The sequence below is a fragment of the Mesorhizobium sp. WSM4310 genome, assembly GCF_007003935.1.
Lineage (GTDB): Bacteria > Pseudomonadota > Alphaproteobacteria > Rhizobiales > Rhizobiaceae > Mesorhizobium.
Map to the genome: position 1 here is coordinate 21958 of NZ_VFTA01000039.1, position 25578 is coordinate 47535.

Annotated in this window: 24 protein-coding genes; 17 read left to right on the plus strand and 7 right to left on the minus strand. The window is 62.0% G+C overall.

The features are described 5' to 3' along the window. The first annotated feature begins 382 nt into the window (after positions 1-382). The 7 genes from FJV80_RS29165 (at position 383) to FJV80_RS29195 (ending at position 8363) form a co-directional block, all read left to right on the plus strand. Positions 383-1645 carry an N-acetylmuramoyl-L-alanine amidase gene (locus tag FJV80_RS29165; protein WP_095791495.1) on the plus strand — a complete coding sequence of 421 codons (1263 nt, stop codon included), beginning with the start codon at positions 383-385 and terminating at the stop codon, positions 1643-1645. A 214-nt stretch (positions 1646-1859) separates the two neighbouring features. Continuing rightward, a complete protein-coding gene (locus FJV80_RS29170) occupies positions 1860-4316 on the plus strand; it encodes a penicillin-binding protein 1A (protein WP_142878080.1) in 2457 nt (818 codons plus the stop codon). 126 nt (positions 4317-4442) lie between these two features. Then, positions 4443-5574 (plus strand): peptide chain release factor 2 gene (prfB, locus tag FJV80_RS29175; protein WP_140892126.1). Its coding sequence is split into 2 segments (ribosomal slippage): positions 4443-4508 and positions 4510-5574, totalling 1131 coding nucleotides; the frame shifts between segments, so codons are not numbered across the junction. 305 nt (positions 5575-5879) lie between these two features. Further along, complete coding sequence (locus FJV80_RS29180; protein ID WP_095788275.1) at positions 5880-6251, plus strand: hypothetical protein; 372 nt, start codon at positions 5880-5882, stop codon at positions 6249-6251. A gap of 104 nt (positions 6252-6355) precedes the next feature. Beyond that, positions 6356-6724 carry a GFA family protein gene (locus FJV80_RS29185; protein WP_032933394.1) on the plus strand — a complete coding sequence of 123 codons (369 nt, stop codon included), beginning with the start codon at positions 6356-6358 and terminating at the stop codon, positions 6722-6724. Between the two features lie 127 nt (positions 6725-6851). Continuing rightward, complete coding sequence (locus FJV80_RS29190) at positions 6852-7502, plus strand: OmpA family protein (RefSeq protein ID WP_095204385.1); 651 nt, start codon at positions 6852-6854, stop codon at positions 7500-7502. Positions 7503-7754: 252 nt separating this feature from the next. After that, positions 7755-8363, plus strand: a complete 609-nt coding sequence (locus FJV80_RS29195) for a hypothetical protein (protein ID WP_142878081.1) — start codon at positions 7755-7757, stop codon at positions 8361-8363. 229 nt (positions 8364-8592) lie between these two features. On the opposite strand, the gene FJV80_RS29205 is transcribed toward FJV80_RS29195, so the two are convergent. Together FJV80_RS29205 and FJV80_RS29210 are read right to left on the minus strand one after the other, a co-directional pair. Then, positions 8593-9720, minus strand: coding sequence for a DegT/DnrJ/EryC1/StrS family aminotransferase (locus tag FJV80_RS29205; RefSeq protein WP_142878082.1), 1128 nt, complete (start codon positions 9718-9720; stop codon positions 8593-8595). After that, entirely contained in the window at positions 9717-11390 is a 1674-nt protein-coding gene (locus tag FJV80_RS29210; protein WP_142878083.1) for a radical SAM protein, read from the minus strand. The genes FJV80_RS29205 and FJV80_RS29210 overlap by 4 nt, the downstream gene beginning before the upstream one ends. A 110-nt stretch (positions 11391-11500) precedes the next feature. Between FJV80_RS29210 and FJV80_RS29215 the strand changes: the two genes are divergently transcribed. The 5 genes from FJV80_RS29215 to FJV80_RS29235 are packed head-to-tail and all read left to right on the plus strand — an operon-like array spanning position 11501 to position 15431. Next, positions 11501-12133, plus strand: coding sequence for a class I SAM-dependent methyltransferase (locus FJV80_RS29215; RefSeq protein ID WP_210251495.1), 633 nt, complete (start codon positions 11501-11503; stop codon positions 12131-12133). 59 nt (positions 12134-12192) lie between these two features. Beyond that, positions 12193-12861, plus strand: a complete 669-nt coding sequence (locus FJV80_RS29220) for an acetyltransferase (protein WP_142878084.1) — start codon at positions 12193-12195, stop codon at positions 12859-12861. Next, on the plus strand, positions 12861-13811 hold the full coding sequence (locus FJV80_RS29225) for a hypothetical protein (protein ID WP_142878085.1): 951 nt from the start codon (positions 12861-12863) through the stop codon (positions 13809-13811). Before FJV80_RS29220 ends, FJV80_RS29225 begins: the two co-directional genes overlap by 1 nt. Positions 13812-13821: 10 nt before the next feature. Beyond that, positions 13822-14763 (plus strand): hypothetical protein, encoded by a 942-nt coding sequence (locus tag FJV80_RS29230; RefSeq protein WP_142878086.1) that lies wholly within the window; start codon positions 13822-13824, stop codon positions 14761-14763. Continuing rightward, the gene (locus FJV80_RS29235) at positions 14760-15431 is read left to right on the plus strand and encodes a WbqC family protein (protein ID WP_142878087.1); all 672 of its coding nucleotides are present in this window, start codon (positions 14760-14762) and stop codon (positions 15429-15431) included. Before FJV80_RS29230 ends, FJV80_RS29235 begins: the two co-directional genes overlap by 4 nt. A gap of 42 nt (positions 15432-15473) precedes the next feature. Here the strand turns inward: FJV80_RS29235 and FJV80_RS29240 are convergent, their stop codons facing one another. Both FJV80_RS29240 and FJV80_RS29245 read right to left on the minus strand, forming a co-directional pair. Further along, on the minus strand, positions 15474-17066 hold the full coding sequence (locus tag FJV80_RS29240; RefSeq protein WP_179296303.1) for a DEAD/DEAH box helicase: 1593 nt from the start codon (positions 17064-17066) through the stop codon (positions 15474-15476). A gap of 192 nt (positions 17067-17258) precedes the next feature. Then, positions 17259-18032 (minus strand): NAD kinase, encoded by a 774-nt coding sequence (locus tag FJV80_RS29245; RefSeq protein ID WP_095770259.1) that lies wholly within the window; start codon positions 18030-18032, stop codon positions 17259-17261. Between the two features lie 352 nt (positions 18033-18384). On the opposite strand from FJV80_RS29245, the gene FJV80_RS29250 reads away from it, so the two are divergent. The 5 genes from FJV80_RS29250 (at position 18385) to FJV80_RS29270 (ending at position 23438) form a co-directional block, all read left to right on the plus strand. Beyond that, on the plus strand, positions 18385-18549 hold the full coding sequence (locus tag FJV80_RS29250) for a hypothetical protein (protein ID WP_245317932.1): 165 nt from the start codon (positions 18385-18387) through the stop codon (positions 18547-18549). A gap of 236 nt (positions 18550-18785) precedes the next feature. Continuing rightward, positions 18786-19757, plus strand: a complete 972-nt coding sequence (locus FJV80_RS29255; RefSeq protein ID WP_142878088.1) for an NAD-dependent epimerase/dehydratase family protein — start codon at positions 18786-18788, stop codon at positions 19755-19757. A gap of 331 nt (positions 19758-20088) precedes the next feature. Continuing rightward, positions 20089-21123, plus strand: coding sequence for an extracellular solute-binding protein (locus tag FJV80_RS29260; RefSeq protein WP_142878089.1), 1035 nt, complete (start codon positions 20089-20091; stop codon positions 21121-21123). Between the two features lie 97 nt (positions 21124-21220). Continuing rightward, on the plus strand, positions 21221-22648 hold the full coding sequence (locus FJV80_RS29265) for an amidase (protein WP_142878090.1): 1428 nt from the start codon (positions 21221-21223) through the stop codon (positions 22646-22648). A 64-nt stretch (positions 22649-22712) separates the two neighbouring features. Then, a complete protein-coding gene (locus tag FJV80_RS29270) occupies positions 22713-23438 on the plus strand; it encodes a TetR/AcrR family transcriptional regulator (protein WP_245437688.1) in 726 nt (241 codons plus the stop codon). Between the two features lie 6 nt (positions 23439-23444). Here FJV80_RS29270 and FJV80_RS29275 read toward each other — a convergent pair whose 3' ends face one another. From FJV80_RS29275 to FJV80_RS29285, 3 genes are all read right to left on the minus strand, one after another. Then, positions 23445-24206 carry an MBL fold metallo-hydrolase gene (locus FJV80_RS29275; protein WP_142878091.1) on the minus strand — a complete coding sequence of 254 codons (762 nt, stop codon included), beginning with the start codon at positions 24204-24206 and terminating at the stop codon, positions 23445-23447. A gap of 1 nt (position 24207) precedes the next feature. Beyond that, positions 24208-25272 (minus strand): ABC transporter ATP-binding protein, encoded by a 1065-nt coding sequence (locus FJV80_RS29280; RefSeq protein WP_095770253.1) that lies wholly within the window; start codon positions 25270-25272, stop codon positions 24208-24210. Further along, positions 25269-25578: ABC transporter permease subunit (locus tag FJV80_RS29285; protein ID WP_142878092.1), on the minus strand; the 310-nt coding region annotated here is incomplete at its 5' end. The genes FJV80_RS29280 and FJV80_RS29285, both read right to left, overlap by 4 nt.

Sequence of the window (25578 nt, forward strand, 5' to 3'; positions counted from 1 at the left end):
CCCGGCCGTTTTCCTCACGCAGGTGATTCCCCCGCCACGGGAGCACACCTGCGAAATTCGTCGCAATCACCTGAAGCCTTTTCGCGTGAAGCGAAAGGAGCCGCCTTTCATCTGACCCTGTAGCAGGAAGCTGCGGAGGAGGGCGGTTCCAGGATTGCAGTGATCCACTATCGCTTTTATGATTTGGCGGGGTGGAAGGCAACCCCGATTTCCGATGCCGGCAAAAAGCAGTTCCGTAACGTAAGCTTGGGTCCGAACCCTGCGTGAAAAGGCTTGGTTAACCTTCTCTGGATACCAATCGTTAATCGAGTTCGCGGCCTAACCGGCACTTCGACGAAACGAGCGGGCGCCTGGCGCCAAACCGGGAGCGACTGGAAGAGAGATGGGACTGGCAGACTTCACAGACAAGGGATGTCGTGTTGGCAGCCGGATTCTTGCCGCTCTATGCCTGTCGCTGCTGGTGGTGATTTCCCAAGCCTTTTTCTCCGTTGCCGACGCCGCCGATGCGCCGCTGGTGGCAAAAGGCTACAAGATGGCGGGCGATGCCACCAAGATGCGCATCGTCATGGATTTCGATCGCGAGCCTGATATCAAATGGTTTCTGCTGCGCGGACCCAATCGTCTGGTCATCGATCTGGCGAACACCAGGCTGGCCATCGACGCCAAGGATTTGAAGCCGCGGGGCCTGGTCAAGGGTGTGCGGCTGGGCGCGCTCGGCGAGGGCGTTTCCCGGCTGATCGTCACCGGCAAGGGGCCGTTCGCCGTCGACAAGCTGGATGTGCTCAAGAATGAGGACGGAACCGGCTACCGCATTGCCATCGACATGTCGGCCGCCTCCGAACGGGAGTTCGACGCCGCCCTTGCCAACCAGGCGCTGACCACCGGCTCGACGGTTTCGACCGACAAGGGCGGGCGGGTTGGCACCGGACCGGTCTCCAATCCCGGCCACCGCTTCACCGTCGTCATCGATCCCGGCCATGGTGGCGTCGACGGCGGCGCCGAGGGTCTGAACGGCACCATCGAGAAGAACGTCACGCTGGCCTTCGCCACGGAGCTGCGCGACAAGCTCGCGGCCATCGGCAAATACGATGTCTTCATGACCCGTGACACCGATGAATATCTGCGTCTGGACGACCGCGTGCGCATCGCCCGCCAGCATGAGGCCGACCTGCTGATTTCGATCCATGCCGATACGATCAGCGTCAAGGGCATCCGCGGCGCCACCGTCTACACCGTCTCCGACAAGGCGTCGGATCCCGAGGCGCAGGCGCTCGCCGACCGCGAAAATCTCTCCGATCAGTTCGCCGGCATGGTCATCAAGGACGACAATAAGGAAGTGACCGATATCCTGATCGACCTGATCCGCCGTGAGACGCACACCTTCTCGATGAGTTTCGCCCACACGCTGGTCGGCCAGCTGTCGACCAGCGTCGGTCTCATCAACAATCCGCAGCGTTCCGCGGGCTTCAAGGTGCTGAAGGCGCCGGACGTGCCATCGGTTCTGGTCGAACTCGGCTATCTCTCGAATGCCAAGGACGAGGCGCAGCTGCTTAACGCGGAATGGCGCGGCAAGGCGGCACAAAGCATCACCAATGCCGTTGCACTGTTCGCATCCGCCAGGGCCGGGGTCGGAACCGGAGGTTGACATGTCTTGCGGCGCCTGCAACCAGAGGCGGCGTTGCTGTATGACAACACCCGGTGCCTTTATTTTGCGGCGGGCGGTCACGAAGTCGGGCCTTGCCGTATTTTGTCCACATGGTGGCGACATGGGTTTTCGAATACGGATTGGGACCGGCTCGAAAGCTTGCGTGGAAGGCGGCTTCGTTTAGGAAATTCCCGAACCAAGGACTGGAGCGGGTATGATTCGTCTCATTGGCTATTTTTTCGGCATCGGCACGACGCTGGCCCTTCTGGTCGCGGCGGGCGTTGCGATTTACATCAGCCATCTGTCGAAGGATCTGCCCGACTACGAGGTGCTGGCCAAATACGAGCCGCCGGTGACCACGCGCATCCATGCCTCGGATGGATCGCTGATGGCCGAATATGCGCGCGAGCGGCGCCTGTATCTGCCGATCCAGGCTATCCCGGATCGCGTCAAGGCGGCCTTCCTGTCTGCGGAAGACAAGAACTTCTACAACCACCCCGGCATCGACGTGACCGGCCTTGGCCGCGCCATCATCGTCAACCTGCAGAATTTCGGCTCGGGCAGGCGCCAGGTCGGCGCCTCGACGATCACCCAGCAGGTGGCCAAGAACTTCCTGTTGACCGCGGACCAGACCTACGAGCGCAAGATCAAGGAAATGATCCTGGCCTTCCGCATCGAGCAGGCCTATCCCAAGGATCGTATCCTCGAGCTCTACCTCAACGAAATCTTCTTCGGTTTCGGCGCCTACGGTGTCGCCGGCGCGGCGCTCACCTACTTCGACAAGTCGGTGAACGAGCTGACCGTGGCCGAGGCCGCCTACCTGGCGTCGCTGCCGAAAGGTCCCAACAACTACCATCCTTTCAAGCATGCCGATCGCGCGATCGAGCGCCGCAACTGGGTCATCGACCAGATGGTCGAGAATGGCTACGTCACGCGCGAGGAAGGCATCAAGGCCAAGGCCGAGCCGCTCGGCGTGACGCCGCGCCGGACCGGCACCTATCTGTTCGCCGGTGAATACTTCACCGAGGAGGTGCGTCGCCAGATCATCGGCCGCTACGGCGAGAACGCGCTCTACGAAGGCGGCTTGTCCGTTCGCACCACGCTTGATCCGAAAGTTCAGCTCATCGCCCGCAAGGCGATGCAGAACGGCTTGATCAAATACGATACGCTGCGCGGCTATCGCGGCCCGGTGACGTCAATCGACGTGTCCGGCGACTGGGGCGTCCCGCTGGGCGCCGTGAAGGGATTGGAGGACGTCCCTGAATGGTCGCTCGCCGTCGTGCTCGACTCCTCGGCATCAGGCCTCTCGATAGGCCTGCAGCCCGCGCGCCAGGCATCGGGCGACATCGTCAAGGAACGGGTCGAAGGCACCGTCAGCAAGGACGACATGGGCTTTGCCATGCGCCATATGGTCGACGGCAAGACGGTCAAGGCCAAGTCGCCGGCCGATGTGCTGAAACCCGGCGACGTCATCTTCGTGCAGAAGAACGAAGGCTCCGACAATGCCTACAGCCTGCGCCAGGTTCCCGAGGTGGAAGGCGGCCTGATCGCCATGGATCCGCACACCGGGCGCGTGCTGGCCATGGTTGGCGGTTTCTCCTACGCGCAGTCCGAATTCAACCGCGCCACCCAGGCGATGCGTCAGCCGGGCTCCTCGTTCAAGCCGATCGTCTATTCGGCGGCGCTCGACAATGGCTATACGCCCGCCTCGGTGATCATGGACGGACCGATCACCATACAGAGCGGCAACACGACCTGGACGCCGAAGAACTATGACGGCACCGTCGCCGGGCCGGCAACCCTGCGCTCCGGCATCGAGAAGTCGCGAAACCTGATGACGGTGCGGCTTGCCAACGACATGGGCATGAAGCTGGTCGTCGAATATGCCGAGCGCTTCGGCGTCTATGACCATCTGGCGCCGTATCTGCCGATGGCGCTGGGCTCCGGCGAGACGACCGTCATGCGCATGGTTTCGGCCTATTCGATCATGGCCAATGGCGGCAAGTCGATCAAACCGTCGCTGATCGACCGCATCCAGGACCGCTACGGCAAGACCGTGTTCAAGCAGGATGAGCGTGGCTGCGAAGGCTGCAACGCGCCTGAATGGAAGAACCAGCCGGAGCCGGAACTGGTCGACAATTCCGAGCAGGTGCTCGATCCGATGACCGCCTATCAGATCACCTCGATGATGGAAGGCGTGGTCCAGCGCGGCACCGGCGCCACCATCGGCGAACTCGGCCGCCACATTGCCGGCAAGACCGGCACCACCAACGACGAAAAGGACGCCTGGTTCATCGGTTTCACGCCGAACCTCGTGGTCGGCCTCTACATGGGCTACGACACGCCGCGCGGCCTTGGTCATGGCGCCACCGGTGGCGGTCTCGCCGCTCCGATCTTCAAGGATTTCATGCGCGTGGCGCTGGACGGCACGCCCAATGTCGACTTCAAGGTTCCGGACGGCATGAACCTGATCGCCATCAATCGCAAGACGGGTATGCGTGCCGCGTCGGGCGATCCGGGCACCATCATCGAGGCCTTCAAGCCGGGCACCGGTCCCGCCGACAGCTATTGGGTGATCGGCATGGGCGCCGACGGCTCCAACGCGTCGGGCGGCGCACTGTCGCCGCAGGCCAACCAGGCCATCCAGGACGGCAGCGGTGGGCTTTACTGACGGGTCGGATGCGGATCGCTGGGCTGGCCTTGGGGCCGGCCCATTTCGCTTTACACATGGCGGCGCCGTCCCTATGTATCCCGCCGACCGAGGCGTCACTTCAGCAACAGGACAAAATACCAGGCCATGCGCGCGGAAACGCAGAATATTGTCGACGAGATCAGGCAGGCGATAACCCTGCTGAGGAGGCATCTTTGACTGGGATCAGGCCATAAAGCGGCTTGAATACCTGAATGTGCGGGCCGAGGACGCCAGCCTCTGGAACGAACCGCTGGAAGCCCAGAAGCTGATGCGCGAGCGCCAGGGCCTCGAGGAGGGCATCGCGGCGGTCAAGGGCCTGACCCAGGCGCTGGAAGACAATATCGGCCTGATCGAGCTCGGCGAGGAAGAGGGCGACGAGGGCGTCATCGCCGAGGCCGAGGCGGCAATCCGTTCGATGCAGGGCGAGGCCAAGGCCCGACAGGTCGAAACGCTGCTGTCGGGTGAAGCCGACGCCAACGACACCTATCTCGAAATCCATGCCGGCGCCGGCGGCACCGAAAGCCAGGACTGGGCCTCGATGCTTTTGCGCATGTACACGCGCTGGGCCGAACGCCGCCGCTTCAAGGTCGAGGTGCTGGAAGTGCATGACGGTGAAGAAGCCGGCATCAAGTCCGCGACGCTGATGATCAAGGGCCACAATGCCTATGGCTGGCTGAAGACCGAATCCGGCGTCCACCGCCTGGTCCGCATTTCGCCCTATGACAGCAATGCTCGCCGGCACACCTCCTTCGCCAGCGTCTGGGTCTATCCCGTCATCGATGACACGATCGAGATCGATGTTTCCGAATCGGACGTGCGCATCGACACGTATCGCTCGTCGGGTTCGGGCGGCCAGCACGTCAACACCACCGATTCGGCCGTGCGCATCACCCATATCGCCACCGGCATCGCGGTCGCCTGCCAGGCCGAGCGTTCGCAGCACAAGAACCGGGCGAAGGCCTGGGAGATGTTGCGCTCGCGCCTCTACGAGGAAGAGCTGAAGAAGCGTGAGGCCATCGCCAACGCCACCGAAGCCTCGAAGAGCGACATCGGCTGGGGCCACCAGATCCGTTCCTACGTGCTGCAGCCCTACCAGTTGGTCAAGGATCTGCGCACCGGCGTCGAAAGCACCAGCCCGTCGAGCGTGCTCGATGGCGACCTGGACGATTTCATGGAAGCCTCGCTGTCGCAACGCATCGAAGGCGGCGCGGGCGAGGCCGTGGCGGATCTGGACTAGCACCGTCCGCCACTAGGCCACAGCACCCGCTCTCACTTTCGTGGACCAAGCGGGTCCATCACTCCTGACGACTTGGCGTGGTCATGAAGGGCACGTTTGCGGCCTTGGGCGGCCGCCAACGGGCGCAGCCTCCACGCAGCAATTTCTTGCGCCGACTCACTTTTCGGCTCACCATTTGCGGCAGGAGGAGACAAAAGCATTTATGGCCGGTCGCGGCATATCTGCTGACCATTGGCCGCTGGGAAGACACGTTCCGGGAACGGGCAAGCGAAACGCTTGAAACCTCGTTTAAAAGGAGCGTTGCCATGTTTGCTGCCAGTTCCAGATCGGCCATCGCCGTTCCGTCGGTTGGCCAGCTTGTCCTTCCCTTTTGCGCGGTGGTCGCGCTCCTGTCGGCGCCGGCGATGGCGCACGACGCCAAGCCGACCGCGGCCAAGCCGCAAGGCTGGAGTTATCCGTTCGCCTGCTGCGCGAATTACGACTGCCGCGAGGTGTCGCAGACCTCGATCAGCGAGCGTCCGGAAGGCTATGTCATCAAGGACACCGGGGAGGTGCTGGCCTACAGCGACAGGCGCATCAAGGATTCGCCGGACGGCGAATACCATTGGTGCGCGCATGAGGCCGGGTTGGATGCCGGCAAGACCATCTGCCTGTTCGTGCCGCCCCCGTCCTACTGAGTTCGCTGCCTGCTGTTCAGGGGCGGAGCCTGCAGGCAGTTGTCAGGATCGCTTCTTTATGGTGCCCTGCCGCGTGGGCGGCCGACAATGGAGAGGTGATGTTGATGACCATCAAGGGAAGCTGCCACTGCAAGGCGACGACATTCGAGGTTTCAGAGGCACCGGAAACGGTGACGCAATGCACCTGCTCGTTCTGCTCGAAACGCGGCTCGCTCTGGGCCTATTATACTCCGTCGCAGTTCAAGCTCATCACGCCACTGAAAAACGTCTCCTTCTATGAGTGGGGCTCGAAAACCGTGAAACATGGGTTTTGCGCCAACTGCGGCTGCGGCACGTTCACCGAGACGCCGGATTGGTCGACCGGCGAGCCGGATTTCGACAATCCGAAGATCAGCGTCAACTCGCGGCTGTTCGACGACTTCAATCTCGACAAGGTGGAAGTGGTGGTCATTGACGGCAAGAATCTCTGGTAACTGATCCTGGGAAAAGCCGTCGCGGGCGCTTTTCCCATTCCGTTTTTCGCCGCAATTCATGGTACAAGTCGCGGCAAGGGCTGATTTGGCGCCGTCGAAAAAGGCGCGACTTGGAGAGGGACCATCTATGAAGAAGACTGTGCTCGTCGTCGTGGCGACGGCTTTGCTGGTGAGCGCCTGCACCACTACCGATCCGTATACCGGCGACCAGAAGATTTCCAACACGGCCGCGGGTGCCGGTCTCGGTGCCCTTGCAGGTGCCAGCCTTGGTCTGCTTGCCGGGGGCAATGACCGCCGCAACGCGCTGATCGGCGCCGGCATCGGTGCGCTGGCCGGCGGCGCCATCGGCGCCACCATGGATCAGAACGAAGCTGAACTGCGCCGGCAGCTCGAGGGCACCGGTGTCAGCGTCACCCGCAGCGGCGACCAGATCATCCTCAACATGCCGTCGGACATCACCTTCAATGTCGATCAGGATGCGGTGAAGCCCGGCTTCTATCCGGTGCTGAACTCGGTTGCGCTGGTGCTGAAGAAATTCAAGCAGACCACGGTCGATGTTTTCGGTCACACCGATTCGACCGGCGGCGACCAGCACAATTTCGACCTGTCGCAGCGCCGCGCACTCGCGGTTGCCAACTATCTGTCCGGTCAGGGCGTCGATCAGCGCCGCTTCGCCGTCACCGGTTTCGGCAAGACGCGGCCGATCGCTTCCAATGCGACCGCCGCCGGCCGCGAGCAGAACCGTCGCGTCGAGATCCAATTGTCGCCGCTCACCTGACGATCTGTTCGGCAAGCGAATGCGAAACGGCCCCCACGTGGGGGCCGTTTCTGTTTAAGCGGAAGTCCTGCGCTCTTTCGGATTGGCTCGCTGGCGTATTAGTTAGTTCTAAATAACAAGTTCCCCGCAGCCGTGGAAAGGAATAGTATTGTCGCTGTTCCGGAGGGGATGAGGCGGTACTACTGGCCGGGCGATCAGCATTTTTTCCCGCCTCGGTCTTGCACGGCCAGATCAGAAATCTGGGAGGAATGCATGACAAGAACAGCCAGCCTTGGGCGCTGCGGCGTCCTCGCTTTGACAGGTCTCCTTGGCGCATGGTTGGGCGTCACTACGGCTTGGGCCGAGGACGCCAACAAGGCCGACATCGAAGCCTTGAAGAAATCTTTGGCCAAGTATGAAGACTACACCGCAGCTGTCCGCGACCTCTATCTGTCGACGGTCGGCTGCGTCTTCTACAGTGGCGAAAAGATACCGGGCTCGATGGATTACCCAAAAGGCGCCATGGGCGTCCATTTCGTCAACGTCCCAAGCGTCGGCCAGAAGCTCGACCCGATGAAGCCCAACGTGCTGATCTACGAGCCGACCAAGAAAGGCCTGAAGTTGGTCGGCGTGGAATGGCTGGTGCCGTTGACACCGGACACCAAGGAGGCTCCCACACTGTTTGGCCAGAAATTCATGGGCCCGATGGAGGGACACTACCCGCTCATCCCGAGGGAGTTCGTCCACTACGATCTTCACGCCTGGCTGTTCAGGGACAATCCGAACGGCATGTTCAGTCCGACGAATCCGAACGTGAAATGCAACAAGGCCGATTTTCCGATGCTGGAGAAGCCGACCAAGATGATGCCTGGGCCGATGTAGCGGCCGGCCAGGCCAATGCATGTCGGCGCTGAATTCGGTTGCGGTTGGTCCTGAAGAAGTTCCGCCAGACGACCGTCGACGTGTTCGGCCATACCGATTCGACGGCGGCGACCAGCACAATTTCAATCGGTCGCAGGGCCGGGTGCTTGCGGTCGCCAACTGTCTGTCCGGCCACAAAACGGCCCTTCGCGTGGGCCGTTTTTGTTGTAAGCCCACTTAAGATATTGCGTCAGCCCGCTGTCAGCGCGTCGATGAGAATGGAGCAGATACGCGAGATTGCTTCATCCGGAAGATCTGTCCAGCAAGGCAGGCCCAGTTGAGTCGCAACAAGCGCCTCGGTGACCGGCAGTGGTACTCTGGGAAAATGTTCGAAGGCTGTGTGCCGATGCAGGCCGCCGCCCCACCATCGACGGACACCGATACCGGCTTGCGTCAGCACCATGAGCGCCCTTTCCATCGAACCCGACGGCAGGCCAACGGTAACGGTGGAGGATATCCAGCGTTCGCCGAATCCATCCTGCACGTTCAACCCGGAAGCCGAATCGAACGAGCGGCAATAGCCTCTGGCAACACGCTGGTAGGCGGCACGCGTAAGTGCCCAACCGTCCAGTGCGGCGAGGCCGACGGCCGCGCTGTACTCATTGAGCTTGCCATTCAACCCCGGCGATGCCGCCTCGCGCGAATTTGCAAAACCAAAATTGGCCCTCTTCACAATTTCGTCGATCAGAGCGCCGTCATCGGACGCGATGAAGCAACCTTCGCCAACGCCGAGTGCCTTGGTGGCATGCAGGCTGACGACTGCCGGAACCCGCGATGGCGTCAGTGAATCGAAGGCCGCGGCCGCGTCGATTGCCACGGCAAGACCGGTATCGCTCTTGAACCGATCCCACTTCGCGGCATCCATCGGGCCACCGAATGGCATGACCGGCATGACGGCACCGACCTTGCCAGGAGCCTGACTGAGGAGTTGCATCGCCGCCTCTGGCAACAATTGCTGGGTGTCGAGGTCGACGTCGACAAGCCAGGGAACGAGCCCTGCGAGGACCGCCGCATGCGCGCTGGCGGCGAAGGTCCAGGACGGCATCATGCAGAGACTGCCGTTCGCCGGTTTCTGCGCCATCAGCGCCAGCGCCAACCCCAGCGTTGCGTTTGCCAGGCACACGACATGACCCACGGCGATCCGTGCCCTGAGAGCTTCCTGGAAGCGCTGATTTAGCGGACCGTTGTTGCTGTACCAGCGGTTCGCGTCGATCTCGCGCAGATAGGGCAGGATGTCGTCCGTCGTTGGCAGGCGCGGGCGCGCGACCGGGACATCAGGCGCTGGATCGGGATCGGCATCCCATAGTCTGCCCGTCATGAAGCTTTGCGACCGTCGGCAATCTTGGGCAGGTAAAGATCTTCATTGGCGGGCAATGGCCGCATCGTTTCGGGCCGGCTGCTGCCGATCTGGAACCAGATGCTGGTCTGCGAGATAACGTAGCAATGCCAATGTTCGATGCAAAGAAACACGAAGCTGCCGAATGGTATCGCCTCGCGGCCACATAGGCGACGATTGCGGCGCCAATGCCTGACATAGGCGCTGCCAAGCGATATGGCCTGTCGCTTGGCAATCAGGGTTCCAAGAAGACGGGTGGCCGTCAGAGCGGCCGCAGCCAGTTCTGCGAGCCGGCCCAAGCCGGAACGCTCTCTTCCAACCAACATCGCCTGGGCGGCCCGGCTGCGACGGAAGCCCGGCGATCCGGCATACCCGTCCACCAGGCGATCGAAATAGGCATCCGGCTCATACAGACGCCGCACCAACTTGTCGTAGCCGGCCTTGAGGACTTCGCGCGTCATGTTCTTGGGATGAAAACTGACATGAGGGTCACTGAGATCCAGCCGGCCTTCGGTCCTCAGCCGGTCGTAAAGTGGAGTCGTCGGGATCGGGCACAGGATGCTTACGGTAACCGGTGCGATGCCGCTTTGCTGAATGAACGCGAACTGCTCGTCGAAGATCGCTTCGTCATCGGCATCGAATCCAACGATGAAGCCGGCCTGAATCACCAGTCCCGCGCCGCGAATGCGTTGCAACTTCTCGATCATGGAGTCGCCGCGGACGTTTTGAACCTTCCTGGTTTCTGCCAATGACGAGGCGCGGGGCGATTCGATCCCGACAAAGACCTGGCGGAAGTTGGCCAGCCGCATCAGATCGAGCATTTCCTCATCGTCGGCCAGATTGATGCTGGCCTCGGTGGAGAAGACCAGCGGATAGTTGTTTGCCTGCTGCCAATCGATCAGGACGCGCAGCAACTCCTTGGCCTTGGCCTTGTTGCCGATAAAATTGTCGTCGACCAGGAAGCAGGTGCTGAATCCGGCTTTCACGATCGCCTCGCATTCGAGGATCATTTGCGCGGGCAACTTGAGGCGTGGGCGGCGACCGAAGATGGTTATGATGTCGCAGAATTCGCACAGGAAGGGACACCCTCGCGAGAACTGCAGCGATGCCACCATGTAGCGTCCGGATTTCAGCAGGTCGTATCGCGGCGTCGGCATGGTCTCCATGTTCGTTTTCGCGTCTTGCTCGTAACGCCGATGCACTGACTCGCCCAGGGCGAAAGCCGTCAGGAAGCGTGGCCATGTCTCCTCGGCTTCGCCGACGAAGCGCACGTCACAACGATCGACAAATTCCGGTTCCGATACCGAGACATAGGGACCGCCCACCACTGCGGTAACCGGAAGATCGCGGAGCCGATCGAGGATTTCGAACATGCGGTCACGCTGCACGATCATGCCGGTCACGCCAACGATGTCGAAGTCGCCGAGGTGCTCGAAATCGATGTCCTCGACGTTCTCGTCGACCAGGACGACATCGCAATGCTCTGGAGCAAGGGCCGCCAGTGCCGGCAAGGAGCCCGTCACGATCCAACTGCGCTTGCCGCCGGGTAGAATGGCGAGAACCTCATCGCGGGTCCAGATGGAGGGATGGAAGCGCGGATTGATGAGACAAATCCGAAGCCGGCGCGGCGAAGGGAGGTGCGAACTGCGCATCGTGTTGAGCCGATCTGACCGGAGTTACTGGGGGCAGCGTTTCACGTCGTTGATGGCGTGGTATACAGGGCCATGTCGAACGTATACGGCAATTCCATGAGATATTACAATTGACTGATATTGGTCCGTACAGCGCGCTTGTTGCGCACTATGAGGCGTGTTTGGCGCGGCACGGAGACACATGTAAAGGAGTCGACTGGCCCGATGCCGAAGGGGCGGCGACGCGTTATCGCGTCATGGCAGAGGCGGTGCGCGAGCGCGACCCGATCGACCTGCTCGACTTCGGCTGCGGCGCTGGTCATTTCCTCGACTATTTGCGCCAGACTGATCGCAAGGTGCACTACCGGGGGCTCGATCTGTCGGCGCGGTTCGTTGACCTGTGCCGGCGCAAGTATCCCGGCGTGGCCTTTGATTGCCTGGACGTGATGCAGGACGGAGCGTCTGTGCCCGAGGCCGACTACATCATCATGAACGGTGTCTTCACCGAGCGTTGCGGCATCGCCTACGAGACGATGTTCGATGCCATGACTGGATTGCTGGCAAAAATGTTCCCGCATGCTCGCAAGGGAATGGCCTTCAACCTGATGTCGAAACACGTCGACTGGGAGCGCGAGGATCTCTTTCACGTGCCCTATGACCGGATTGGCCGCTTCATCGTCAGTCAATTGTCGCGCCATCACCTTATCCGCGCCGACTACGGACTCTACGAATACACTGTTTACGTCTACAAAGCTGCCGAATAGCCGGACATCCACGGTGATGACGAGTAGACCAGGGATGCAAGGTAGGGCGCGGGGGCGGCATGGCGGACGTGGTGATTTTTGGGGCAGGGCAGCTCGCCGAAGTTGCCAAGGCCTATCTCGACAGATTCGGCGAGGATCGTGTCGTTGGGTTCACCGTCGACGAAGCCTTCCTCACGCAAGCCGAGTTCAAGGGCCTTCCCGTGGTCGCCTGGGAAAGGCTTGAGGAGCGCTTCCCGCCTGATGCCGTCAAGCTGCTCGGTCCGCTCAGCTACCAGAATCTCAACGAGTTCCGCAAGAACAGGCACAGGGAGGGCAGGGCGCGCGGATACGCCTTTGCGCGGTTTATCCATCCCTCGACCCACAATATGGCGGAGACGGTTGGCGACAACTGCTTCATTCTGGAAAACTGCACGCTGCAGCCGTTTGTTCGCCTCGGCGAGGGCATCATCATCTGGAGCGGCAGCCATGTGGGTCATCACTCCATCATCGAAGACTTCTGCTTCGTGTCGTCGCTGGTGGGATTAGCGAGTGGTGTCCGCATCGGTACGTGCAGCCTGATCGGTGGCCAGGTCGGCGTCGACAACGGCATCACGATCGGCGCGGGAAGCTACATCGAGTCCCGTTGCATGATCCGGCGCGATGTGCCGCCCAACAGTGTGGTTCGTCATCCCGCGGATCTGCCGAAGCCTTATTCCAGCGCCCGTATCAAGTCGATGAAGTTCCGCTGATGCCCGACCATCAGAGGAAATGGACCCGGCGGGGATTGCTGTCGGTAAAGGCGGGACAAGGGTGGTGGGCCAGTCACGCACAGTCCCCAACGGTCCTTGCCCTTTCGCCCCGGCTTTGGCGCATCTATTTCGCAGGACGCAACAGCGACAACCGGTCATCCATTCTGGCCGTCGATGTCGACCCGGAAGACGGCATGGGTGTGTTGGACGAGCATCTCGAACCACTCCTGGAGTGGGGACCCCCAGGGAGTTTCGACTGCACCGGGCTGGGGCCGTCTTGTGCGCTGATGATCGGCGGGCGCGTGCATCTCTACTATTCCGGTATCTATCCCCGTCTCGACGTCCGCTCCCAGACAGCGATCGGGCTCGCTGTCAGTGATGATGGGCTGAGTTTCGAGAGAGCATTTGCCGGGCCGATCCGTAGCATCAGCCCGGCTGATCCCTATTTCGTTTCGACGCCCTTTGTCAGTGCGGTCGAGGGCGGCTATCGCATGTGGTACACCAGCGGTGTCGGCTGGACCGAGACCAAGGGTATGCTGGAGCCGGACTACGTCCTTCGCACCTGTTTTTCACCAGATGGCATGCTGTGGGAAACGGGCTCGAGCGTCGTCCTGTGCGACGATCTTGATGACGGTATCAGCCAGACGCGTCCCTGGATCACACATGAGGCTGATGGCATGCGCCTGTGGTACAGCAGGCGCGGGCGGGACTTTCGCGCCAGCGGCAAAGAAGCTTACCGACTGTTTTCCCGTGGCATGGACGCCCGGAACGGAACCGTCGGTGGAGCCGAGCCTGTGATCTTCAGCAATCCGCCGGCCGCCGGCGAATTCGACAGCTCGATGCAGGCCTATTGCTGCATCATGCAGCGCCCCTCCGGCGACGTGATGTTCTACAATGGCGACAGGTTTGGCGAGGCCGGAATCGGCTGGGCAACCCGCGATTTGACCTGAGCAGGCCCGAATGACTTTCGAATTTCGAATCCCGATCCTGCCCGAACAGGAGTTTTTTTCGAACGTCAAGCTGGCCGCCTTGTCGCTAGCCAGTCTCGGCGGCGCCTATGCCGCCGCTCCCATTGTGGTCTCCGTCGGGGGGCATGCCGACTTCAGCGAAATCAGTGCCGTCAATCGATGGTCATCGACCTACCCGGTGACGTGGCGTCCCGTGCCTCACGCTGTCAGCGATCGGGGCTTTTCCTCGGGCTTCGACCGTTATGCCGAACCGCCACGCGGCGACGTCATCATCCTTGTGGACGCTGACGCCTGCCTGATGCGGCCTATCGACGGCCTTCTGCAAAGCATGCGCGACGCCGACCGTCCTAGCGTGGCCGGGCTGCCGGCGCATTTCTCGCCATTCTCGAGAAATGGCGCGGAAAATGACGCGGCGTGGCGCCGACTTCTCGGGGCATTCGGCTTCGCAGACACGCCCCTGACCTTCCGATATTCCCAGTCGCCGGATGAAGCGTTCGGTGGCTGCCCGCCGTATTTCAACTATGGTTTCGTCGTCTTCAACAAGATGGCATTCACCGCAATTCAGCCGTTGATCCGCCCGCTGACGGCGCGTGTATTGGACTATTTGAAGGATACACCCTCCATCTTCTTTTCTGCCCAGATCGCGCTGTCATTGGCGATCCTGACGGTTGGAGCCGATCCTTTGCCGCTTGGGCCGGAGTACAACTGCCCGAACTCGGACGAGATGCTGGCGCACGGGCTGCATGACGCGGCTGACATCAGGGTGCTGCATTATCTTCGCCGTGAGCAGTTCGACCGTCACAGCTTCCTGTGCGACCGCGCTGAATTCGACGCCTTCTGCAACACGTCATTCGCATCTCCGGTTCTGCAAGCCTTCCAGCGGCACGTTCGAAGCCTGCCTCATCTCTTCTATGGCGAAGGGGAAACACAGTGACGGACAAGCTCACCATTGCTGTCATGCAGCCATACTTCTTCCCCTATGCGGGTTATTTCCGCCTGATGGCCACGAGCGACATCTTCGTTGTTTTCGACGATGTCCAGTTTGCGCGCCGGGGAAGGGTGCACCGCTGCGAAATGACGCCGGGACACTGGCTGACATTGCCGGTTGCGCCGATGCCTTTCGACGCGCTGATAAAGGACCTGCGCTGGGCGAACGATGCCCGAACCACCTTGGACAAGCGGCTGGCTTTCTTCGGCCTGCCATGCCAAGCGCGGACGCTAGCGGCAGAGCAGATCAACGGCCACCTGACCGGGTCCCTTGGTGACGTGACAGATTTTCTCGAGGAAGGTCTTCGGCTAACGGCCGATGCGCTTCAGTTCAGACCGGACGTCGTACGCAGCTCCCGCCTCGGCATCGATCCTGCCTTGCGTGCACAAGCCCGCGTGATCGCCATCGTTCAGGCACTTGGCGGCCAGCGCTACATCAATGCTCCGGGCGGACGCAGCCTCTATTCACGCGATGCCTTTCAGCAAGCAGGTATAGATCTTCGATTTCTCGTGCCCTATGCAGGAAGGTTCCCGCACATCTTGCCTGCCTTGCTAGGCAACGGCCTTGCCGACCTTCGCGATGATATCCGAAAGACGTGCCAATTTGCCAAGTGATCGTTTGCCGATCGCTTGGCGGCTATTTCAGGCTTGGCCCAGTCAGACCTTGGCGACGATGCGCATGAAGGCAGGCATGTCGTCGCCGAAGCCAACGGTGGTGTCGTTGTCTTCCTGGTGGCGATGGCGGGCAGGACGGCTGTTGTCTCGCTGCGGCCTGGTGTCACCGCGTTCCGGTGCGCGCTGTTCGTTGCGATCGGAGGATTTGCGTTCGGTGTTTTCCGAACGGATCGCGTCCTTGCGTGCGCGCCGCTCGCTGATATCGGCGACGCCCGTCCCAGTCACATCGGGCTGTTCTTGCTGTGCGACCACGGTCGAGGCGTCTTCCTCGCTGTGTCTGGCACGGCGTTCGCCGCCCTTCTTGCGCTCGCCTCTGTCCTTGCGATCGTCGTCCTTGCGGCCGGCGCGGCGCGGCGCGCCTTTGCCACGGCGCGGAGCGTCGTCCTCACCGCCTTCGCTGGCCACAACCGTCGACAGGTCACCGTCATGCCATTCGATCTTGTTGCCGATCAGCCGTTCGATGGCGTCGATATATTTGGTGTCGGACTTCGTCGCGATGGTGAAGGACTTGCCGGAGCGACCGGCGCGGCCGGTACGGCCGATGCGGTGGACATAGTCCTCGGCATGGATCGGCACATCGTAATTGAAGACATGGCTGACATCGGGGATGTCGAGGCCGCGCGCGGCGACGTCCGATGCCACGAGGTAGCGCAGCTTGCCGTCACGGAAATTGGCCAGCATCTGCATGCGCGCGCGCTGGTCCATGTCGCCATGCAGGGCGCCGGCATCGAAATCATGCTTCAGCAGCGAGCGGAACAGCTCCGACACTTCGACCTTGCGGTTGCAGAAGATGATGGCGTTCTTCAACTCAGCGTCTTCGGCCTTGATGAGGTTGCGCAACGTCTCGCGCTTGTCCCAGGGCTTCGAGCCTGATTTGACCAGCCGCTGGGTGATGTTGGTGGCGGCCGACGCGGCCTTCGAAACTTCGACACGCACCGGCGCGTGCAGAAACTTTTCCGTCAGCTTGGTGATTTCCGGCGGCATGGTCGCCGAGAAGAACAGCGTCTGCCGGGTGAACGGGATCATCTCGCAGATGCGTTCGATATCGGGAATGAAGCCCATGTCGAGCATCCGGTCGGCCTCGTCGATGACGAGGATCTCGACGCCGTTGAGCAGAAGCTTGCCGCGTTCGCGATGGTCGAGCAGACGGCCAGGCGTCGCGATCAGCACGTCGGCGCCGCGCTCCAGCTTCTTGTCCTGCTCGTCGAACGACACGCCGCCGATCAGAAGCGCGATGTTGAGCTTGTGATTCTTGCCGTATTTGACGAAGTTTTCCTCGACCTGCGCGGCAAGCTCGCGCGTCGGTTCGAGAATCAGCGTGCGCGGCATACGGGCGCGGGCGCGGCCCTTTTCCAGCCGGGTCAGCATCGGCAGCACGAAGGAGGCCGTCTTGCCGGTGCCGGTCTGGGCTATGCCCAGCACGTCCTTGCCGAGCAAGGCGTGCGGGATGGCACCGGCCTGGATCGGTGTCGGCTGCGTGTAGCCGGCATCGGTAACTGCGGAAAGCACCTTCGGCGACAGGCCGAGGTCTGAAAAGGTCAACGCTTCTTGAGCGATCGTGGTGTCTGAGGACAAGTGTTGTTGTCTTTGGCTGGTTCGGGGAGGCGCAACGTTATTCGTCGCGGCAAGCGCCACGCGCTTGCAAGATTGGCATTGCGATTAGGCGCAAGTCCGCGATTTGTCAACAGAAACGGGCGGGATTGGCGCGATTGTGAAGCTGTAACCTTAATCGCGATGCTTAATCCGGCCGCTTGTCTCTGTGTCGGCTCAGTAACGGAACTGCTCGGCAAGGATGCGCTCGTTCCAGGAGTGATTGGGGTCGAACAGCAAGGTTGCGGTCGCCGCCGGCGACTCCCGCACCGTTACCGAGGTCACCGCCTTGACCTCCGTGTGGTCCGCCGCTGCGTTTACCGGCCGCTTTTCCGGCTCCAGAATATCGAAGCGCACGGTCGCCTTGTTGGAGAGCAATGCGCCCCGCCAGCGGCGCGGGCGAAACGGGCTGACCGGCGTCAGTGCCAGGAGCGGCGCGTCGAGCGGCAGGATCGGGCCATGCGCTGAAAGATTGTAGGCGGTGGATCCCGCCGGCGTCGCGATCATGACGCCATCGCAGCTGAGTTCCTCGAGCCGTATCTGGTCATCGACGCTGATGCGGATCTTGGCCGTCTGGTAGGATTGGCGCCACAGCGCAACCTCGTTGATCGCCAGCGCCGAGACGGTTTCGCCTTCCGAGGTGACGGCCAGCATTTCCAGCGGCCGGATGGTTTCGGCGACCGCGGCCGCGATACGCTCGGTGAGCCCTCCGGAACGGTACTCATTCATCAGGAACCCGATGGTGCCACGGTTCATGCCGTAGACCTTCTTTCCCGTTCCCATCGTGTCGCGCAAGGTCTGCAGCAGGAAGCCGTCGCCGCCCAGGGCCACCACGACCGCGGCCTCGGCGACCGGACACTGGCCATAGCGTGCCGACAGACTTTCCAGCGCCGCCTTGGCGTCTGCTGTGTCGGACGAGACGAAGGCGATGCTGTTGGCGGCTGTGCTCATGGCTCCCCGATCGCGACCGATTGGCGCCGGCAGGTCTGGCCGCGCCCGGGCCGGGGTAGCACGGGGCGGGCAGGTCTGCAAAGAGAGCCGTTGCGCCGGCACGCTAGGCATGCCGCGCGAGCATCGACCGAACCTGCGGATCGCGCTTCATGACAGGGCGCGAGCGATTGTGATGGTTAAGGCGGGGCTTAAAGTCTCGTAAAGGCGGAACGATCATGTTAGCCGGCATGAATGGCGTGGGGGCGCCCGCAGCACCGCTCTATCCTTCGGATGCCAAAAGGACGCTGCGGCAGTTTTGATTTGTGCGCATGCCTCCTCCGGGGACACGCACCAGCCAGACGAGGCCGACATATTGCCGGTAGCACGCCTGATCATCGTCTTTCTCATGCTGGGTAGCTTCGCGCTGGTCTTCGCCGAGCTTGTGCGCCAGTCGGAAAATATGAGCATGAGACCGCTGCCGACAGCGTCGCGCTGCGGCGATGCTGCCGGAATGCCTTGCCCGCAACGGGCACTGTAGGTCGCCGGAATACGCCACTCGTCCGTAGATGCCGCCGACGCTCGGCCCATCCCTAGCGACAGTTTCATGCCTGGGCGACCGGAGCCCTGGCTGGCGCAAGTTTGATCGTTGCAATTGCGGCATCGACGAAAGCACTGGTAGAAGACGTGTCGTATCCGGATAGGACCCTGTTCCCGTCGTTCTGGAAAACAAGCGTTGCGGGGGTTGACGGGCCGTGTTTCTGAAGGGGAGCGCGCATGCCGCGCAGCGTGTTGGTTTCTGGTGGCTGCGGCTTTCTTGGCTCCCATCTTGTCGATCGTCTGCTGCGGCGTGAGGATGTGGAAACGCTTGTCGTCGTCGACAATCTGTGGACCGGATCGCGCGACAACATTGCCCATGTCTCGGACCCGCGGCTCAGCCTGCGGATTGCCGATGCCGAAAGCTTCACGACCAGCCAGCATTTCGATGAGATCATCCATCTGGCGTCACCGGCTTCACCCGTATGGTACATGCGCGAGCCGGCGCGCACGATCAAAGCCAATATAGGCGGCGCGCTCAATCTTCTGTCGCTGCTCAGGCTCGGCGGTCGCTTCTGCTTCGCCTCGACCTCGGAGGTCTATGGCGATCCCCTGATGTCGCCGCAACCGGAGAGCTACCGGGGATCCGTGGACTGCACCGGGCCAAGGTCCTCCTATGACGAGAGCAAGCGCTGCACGGAGGCGCTGCTTTTCGAGGAGCAACGTGTCAGCGGGCTCGATGTGCGCGTCGTCAGGCTGTTCAACACCTATGGGCCGCGAACGCGCATCGATGACGGCCGCGCGGTTTCGAATTTTGTCTGCCAGGCCCTGACCACGGGAATCCTGACTGTCCATGGCGACGGCTCCCAATCGCGCAGTTGGGGGTATGTGGACGATATCGTCGACGGCCTGGAGCGTTTCTTTTGGCGCGACAGCATCACATACCGGGGACCCCTGAACATCGGCAACAATCGCGAGGTCTCGGTTCTCGGTATCGCGAAATTCGTCTGCTCGCTTGTTCCGGGCAGCCGCATCGAACACCATGCGCCAATTCCGCAGGATCCGACAAACCGCTGCCCGGACTTGACCCTGGCAAGGCAGGTTCTTCCTGGATGGGAGGCGACGACCAGCTACGAGGAAGGGATCCGGCGCACCTTCGAGTGGTACCGGCGACGGATTGTGACTGGGGACAGATCGGCGGCAAGCGCCTGAAAAGCCGAAGTTCCGGGTGCCCGTACCGAGCGCGAAAGAGATACCCATGCCGCCTGCCATCGGCTCGCAGCTTGCTGCGTTATCAGGACAACTGGGACAGCCGCGGCGATCTCTGCGAAAAGATATTGACTGTATAGTTAGTTATAATTAATCCTGACGCAGACCACCAAGTCGGCCAGCTGGCATCCGCCGGTGAATGGCCGCGAAAAAAGGGGAATATTTTGACAGCCAGCCAGCCCGCCTTGGGCCGAAGGGCACAGCCAGGCTTGTTCATCAGCAGGAGACGGACCGAGGCGTCGACGCAGCCGGTCCCAAAAATGGGAGCACTAGCATGAACTGGAAACTGACCGCGGCGGCCGTCGGGCTTTCGCTGCTCGCCGCAGCCGGCGTTGCCCGCGCCGATGGCGAACTCAACATCTACAATTGGGGCAACTACACCAGCCCGGACCTGATCAAGAAGTTCGAGGAGACCTACAAGGTCAAGGTCACCGTCACCGACTATGATTCCAACGACACCGCATTGGCAAAGGTCCGCCAGGGCGCGTCCGGCTATGACATCGTCGTGCCGTCGGCCAGCGTCGTGCCGGTCTGGATCAGCGAAGGTCTGCTCCTGGAGACCGACCCCAACAAGATGGAGAATTTCAAGAATGTCGATCCGCGATGGGTCGATGTTCCCTTCGATCCGGGCCGCAAATACACTGTTCCGTGGCAGTGGGGCACGACAGGCATTTCGGTGAACAAGTCGGTCTATTCCGGCGATCCGAACACCTCGGCGATCTTCCTCGACCCGCCGCCGGAGCTTGTCGGCAAGATCAATGTCGTGCCCGAAATGGGGGACATCTTGTTCCTCGCCATCGCCTATGAGGGCGGCAAATATTGCACCAACGACATGCAGGTGCTGAAGAAGGTGCACGACAAGCTGGTCGAGGCGAAGGCGAAATGGCTTTCGCTCGACTACGCGGCCGTCGACGGCCTGGGCCGGGGCGACATCGCCGCAGGCGTCAACTGGAACGGCATATCGCTGCGCGAACGACTGCAGAACGACAAGATCGTTTACGGCTATCCCAAGGAAGGTTTTCCGATCTGGATGGACAATGTCGCCGTCCTCAAGGACGCCAAGAATGTCGAGAACGCCAAGCTGTTCCAGAATTTCATCATGGATCCCAAGAACGCCGCGATGATCTCGGCTTTCGCCCGCTACGCCAACGCCATCAAGGGCTCCGAGGCTTTCATGCCGGACGACATGAAGACGGCGCCGGAAGTGGACGTTCCGGCTGAATTTGCCGCCAAGGGCCAGTTCATGCCGGCCTGTCCATCGGATGTGCAGGCGCTCTACACGAAGATCTGGACCGACCTTCAGAAATAGCGTCGCCGGACCAACCCAACCACAGTCACCGGGCCGCAGCGTGCGGTCCGGCAACCCTCCACGCCAGATGCGGTCTCGCGATCGCGGGAGATTTCCGATGTCCGATCTCGACCTCTGCTACATGCCGGCCCACGAGGCGCTGCGGCTGTTCAAGGCAAAGAAACTCTCGCCCGTCGAACTGATGCAGGCTACCATTCGCCGCGCCGAAGCCACCAGATCGGCGATCAACTGCTTCACCTTCACGCATTTCGAGGAAGCGATGAAGCTGGCCGCCCGGGCCGAGGCGAAATACGCCAGGGGCGCCAGGACCGGCGCGCTGGAAGGCCTGCCGATCGGCATCAAGGATGAGAGCTACATCAAGGGCAAGCCGACCTCGCATGGCTCGCTGCTGTCCAGGGACGCCATAGGCGGCCACACCTCGACGATGAACGAGCGCATCATGAAGGCCGGCGGCATCCTGCATGCGCGCACGGCGACGCCGGAATTCAGTTGTGCCGGATACACCTGGTCGAAGCGGTGGGGGGTGACTCGCAATCCGTGGAATCGCGATTTCACGCCGGGCGGCTCTTCGGGCGGCGCTGCGGCAACGCTCGCTTCCGGAACATCATCGATCGCCACCGGTTCGGACATTGCCGGATCGATCCGCATTCCGGCCTCGGCCTGCGGTCTCGTCGGCTACAAGCCGCCTTACGGCCGCAATCCCGACGAGCCGCCCTTCAACCTCGATTTCTACTGCCACACCGGGCCGCTGGCGCGAAACGTCAGGGATGCCATTCTGCTGCAGAACGTCATGGCCGGACCGAGCCCGCTCGACATCGCCACGCTGCGCCCCAAGCTGCGCCTGCCGCTCGACTACAAGCCGATCAAAGGCTGGAGAATAGCCTTTTCCATGGATCTCGGTTCCTTCGAGGTCGACCCCGACGTGCGCAAGAATACGCTCGCCGCCTGCGATGTGTTCCGTTCGCTCGGCGCGACGGTCGAGGAAGTCGATCTTGGCTGGGACGACGGGGTGCTCAAGGCCGGGATGGCCTATCTCGAGCACCTGTTCGGCGCGTCGCTGTCGCAACTGCTTGCCGAGCACGCCAGCGACATGACCAGCTATGCCCGGCGGTTTGCCGAGGACGGGCAAAAGTCCAAGGCCACCGACTTCGTCGCGACGCTGGACGTGGCGGCCAGGATGTACCAGACGCTCGGCCCGCTGCTGGAGACCCACGATGTGCTGATCTGCCCGACAAACGCGCTGCCCGCGGTGCCGGCGGAGTTCGACCAGACCAGGGACACGGTCGAAATCAACGGCAGGGAGGTGAACCCCTCGCTGGGCTGGGTGATGACGACGCCGTTCAACATGCTGAGCCGTTGCCCTGTTCTGTCCATACCGTCGGGCCACGCCGCAAGCGGCGTGCCGACAGGCATCCAGATCGTCGGCCGCACCTATAGCGATGCCGATGTCTTCCGGGCCGGACTGGCCTATGAAACGGCCCGGGGGCAATGGTATGGGAGCACCGGGACGCGCCCATCGCTCTGAGCGATTTCGCGATGAGCCGGCGTGCCATATGGCAAGGCAGTCTATGTGGCGGGATATCTCCGCCATGGGTCCGAAAGGCCTGACGAAAATGGCGCAACGCAAGGCAACCGCAAAGCCGGAGAAACGCAAGCTCGCGACGACCAAGGGCGCGGCAAACGATGCCGCGCCGCCCAAGGACCGCCGGCGCGAGCGCGGCGAAGCGAGCGTGCAGCGCATCATCGACGCCACCATCGAGCTCATCGCGGAGGAGGGCCTTGCGAGCCTCACCATGCAGCGCATCGCCGAACATGTCGGCTCGTCCAATGCGCTGGTCGTCTTTCATTTTCGCAGCAAGGAAAACCTGTTCCGGGCCGTGCTTCAGTATCTCAGCGACCAGTATGATGCGCTGTGGATCAGCCTGGTGCGGGCGCCCGGCCTGTCGCCGGTCGAAAGGCTGCTGGGCGCCGTCGATTGTGCGCAGCGTTTCGCCCGGCAGCATCCGAAATGGGTCTCGGTCTTTGTCGTGTTCTCAAGCGACCGCAAGAGCATGCAGATCTACAATGAGATCGGCCTGCCGAGCGATCTCGCCTACACCGCCGAAGCGCGCGAGCTGCTCATCGAGATTTCGCGCAGCGGCGGCTACACTGGCGTCGACATCGACACCTTGTCGGAGAGCCTGAATTATCTGGTTCACGGCGCATGGTACTGGGATCATCTGAACCCTTCGAGCCGCGACACCAATGTGCTGCGCAAGACCATGCTGCTCCTGTTGCATCAGGCATTTCCGCGGCATTTCGAATTGATGCCATAGCTGTTCTCAGGGCCGCGGCCGCAGATGGCAGCCGGCTTGGCGTTTCTGCGCCAGATACTCGTCGATCAGCTGGCGGTAGCGCACCTTGCCGAAGCTCGGGAAATGGCCGCCATGCACGACCGAGACGTCGAGCTCGCGCATGGCGAGCAGCGTCGCCATGTAGTCTGGAATATCCGAGTGATAGACGTCGTCGATCAGCGGGCCGTCATAGATGATGTCACCAGACAGCAGTATGCCGGTCTTCTTCTCGTAGAGCGCGATGCCTCCGGGTGAATGGCCCGGTGTGTGGATCACCTCGAAGGCGCGGTCGCCGAGATCGACGATGTCGCCATGTTCGAGCAGACGGTCGGCCGGGGCAGGCTGGATCCGGTAGCGGGACGACTCCCAGCCCTGCGGCAATCCATCGAACATATCGTCGGTCGCATAGCGGTCAGCCACCGTCCATTCGTTGCGTGGATCGGCGAGGATTTTTGCTTCGGCCCGGTGCACACAGCGGTCGGTAAATTCGTGATGGCAGCCAATATGATCGAAATGCGTATGGCTGGCGACGCAGGTCAGCTTGCGTTCCGTGACCAGCGGCACATGTGTGCGCAGGCTGAAATGGCCGAGGCCGGTGTCGAACAGAAGGTCACGGTCACGGCCGCGCACATGCCAGATGTTGCAGCGGAAGAACGGCTTGATCCATGGCTCGTGGATCAGCGTGACGCCGTCGGCCATGCGGATGGTCTCGTACCAGTCTGGTGCGTCGATGACCGGAAGAGATCCCATTTCAGTCCGCCAAGACGATGATCTGGTCGGTGTCGCACGAAACGGCAACCGTGTCGCCGGATTGGACGGTGGCGGTCGCCGGCAGCTTGGCGATGAATTGCAGCGAGGGGTCTTCGACGGAGGCGGCAAGCACGCGCTTGAAACTGCCCTGGAAGACGACATCGCTCACTTTCGCCATGCCGAGGCTTGCGGTGCCGGCGGCTCCGCCGAGCATGAGATGCTCCGGCCGGATGGCCAATGCAACGGCTGAGCCCACGGGCAAGGCGCTGCGCACCAAAACCGGGCCGGCCGGCGTCGAGACGGTGCTTGTCCTGTCCCCGGCTTCCGTGACCTTGCCGGCAAGGATCGTGCTTTCGCCCATGAAGGTCGCCGAAAAACGCGTCGCCGGCCTGGCATAGACGCGCTCGGGCGGCCCTTCGTCCTCGATGCGGCCGTCATTCATTACCACGCAATGGTCGGCCAGTGCCATCGCTTCTTCCTGGTCGTGCGTGACATGGATGAAGGCGGTGCCGACGCGCTTCTGGATCGCCTTCAACTCGTCCTGCATCTGCCGGCGCAATTTCAGATCAAGCGCGCCGAGCGGCTCGTCGAGCAGCAGCACCGCCGGCTCGATGACCAGCGCCCGCGCCAGCGCCACGCGCTGCCGCTGGCCGCCGGAGAGCTGGTGCGGCTTCTTGTCGAAGGCGGAGGCCAGTCCAACCAGCGCCAGCGCCTCGCGCGCCTTTGCGGCCCGCGTCGTGCCGTCGACGCCCTGCATGCGCAGCCCAAAGCCGACATTGCCGCCGACGCTCATATGCGGGAACAGCGCATAGTCCTGGAACACGGTCGTCGTCGGGCGCCTGGCCGGCGGCACCGCGGTGCAATCCTCGCCGCGAATGAACACCTTGCCTTCGCTGGGCATGACGAAGCCGCCCAGAATGGACAACAGCGTCGTCTTGCCCGAGCCCGATGGCCCAAGCAGGATGGTGTAGCTGCCGGGCTCGATCCGCAGCGACACGTTCTTCAGCACGGCCAGCTGCCCGAAACGGTGCGAGACGGCGCGGATGTCGACCAGAGGCGCGGTCATGCTTTTCTCCGGCGCAGCAATGTCAGTTCGAACAGCACGACCAGCACGATGGAAACGGCGAAGACCAGCGACCCGACGGCGTTGGTTTTCGGGTTGAGGCCCGAGCGCAACAGGTTCCAGATTTCCACCGGCAGCGTGGTGTCGAAGCGGGTCAGCAGGAAGGAGATCACGAATTCGTCCCAGGAGAAGGTCATCGACAGGAAGAAGCCGGCGAAGATGGCCGGGGCCATCACCGGCACGGTAATGAGCAGCAGCACCTTCCATTCCGGCGCGCCGAGATCGCGCGCTGCCCGCTCGGTGTTGATC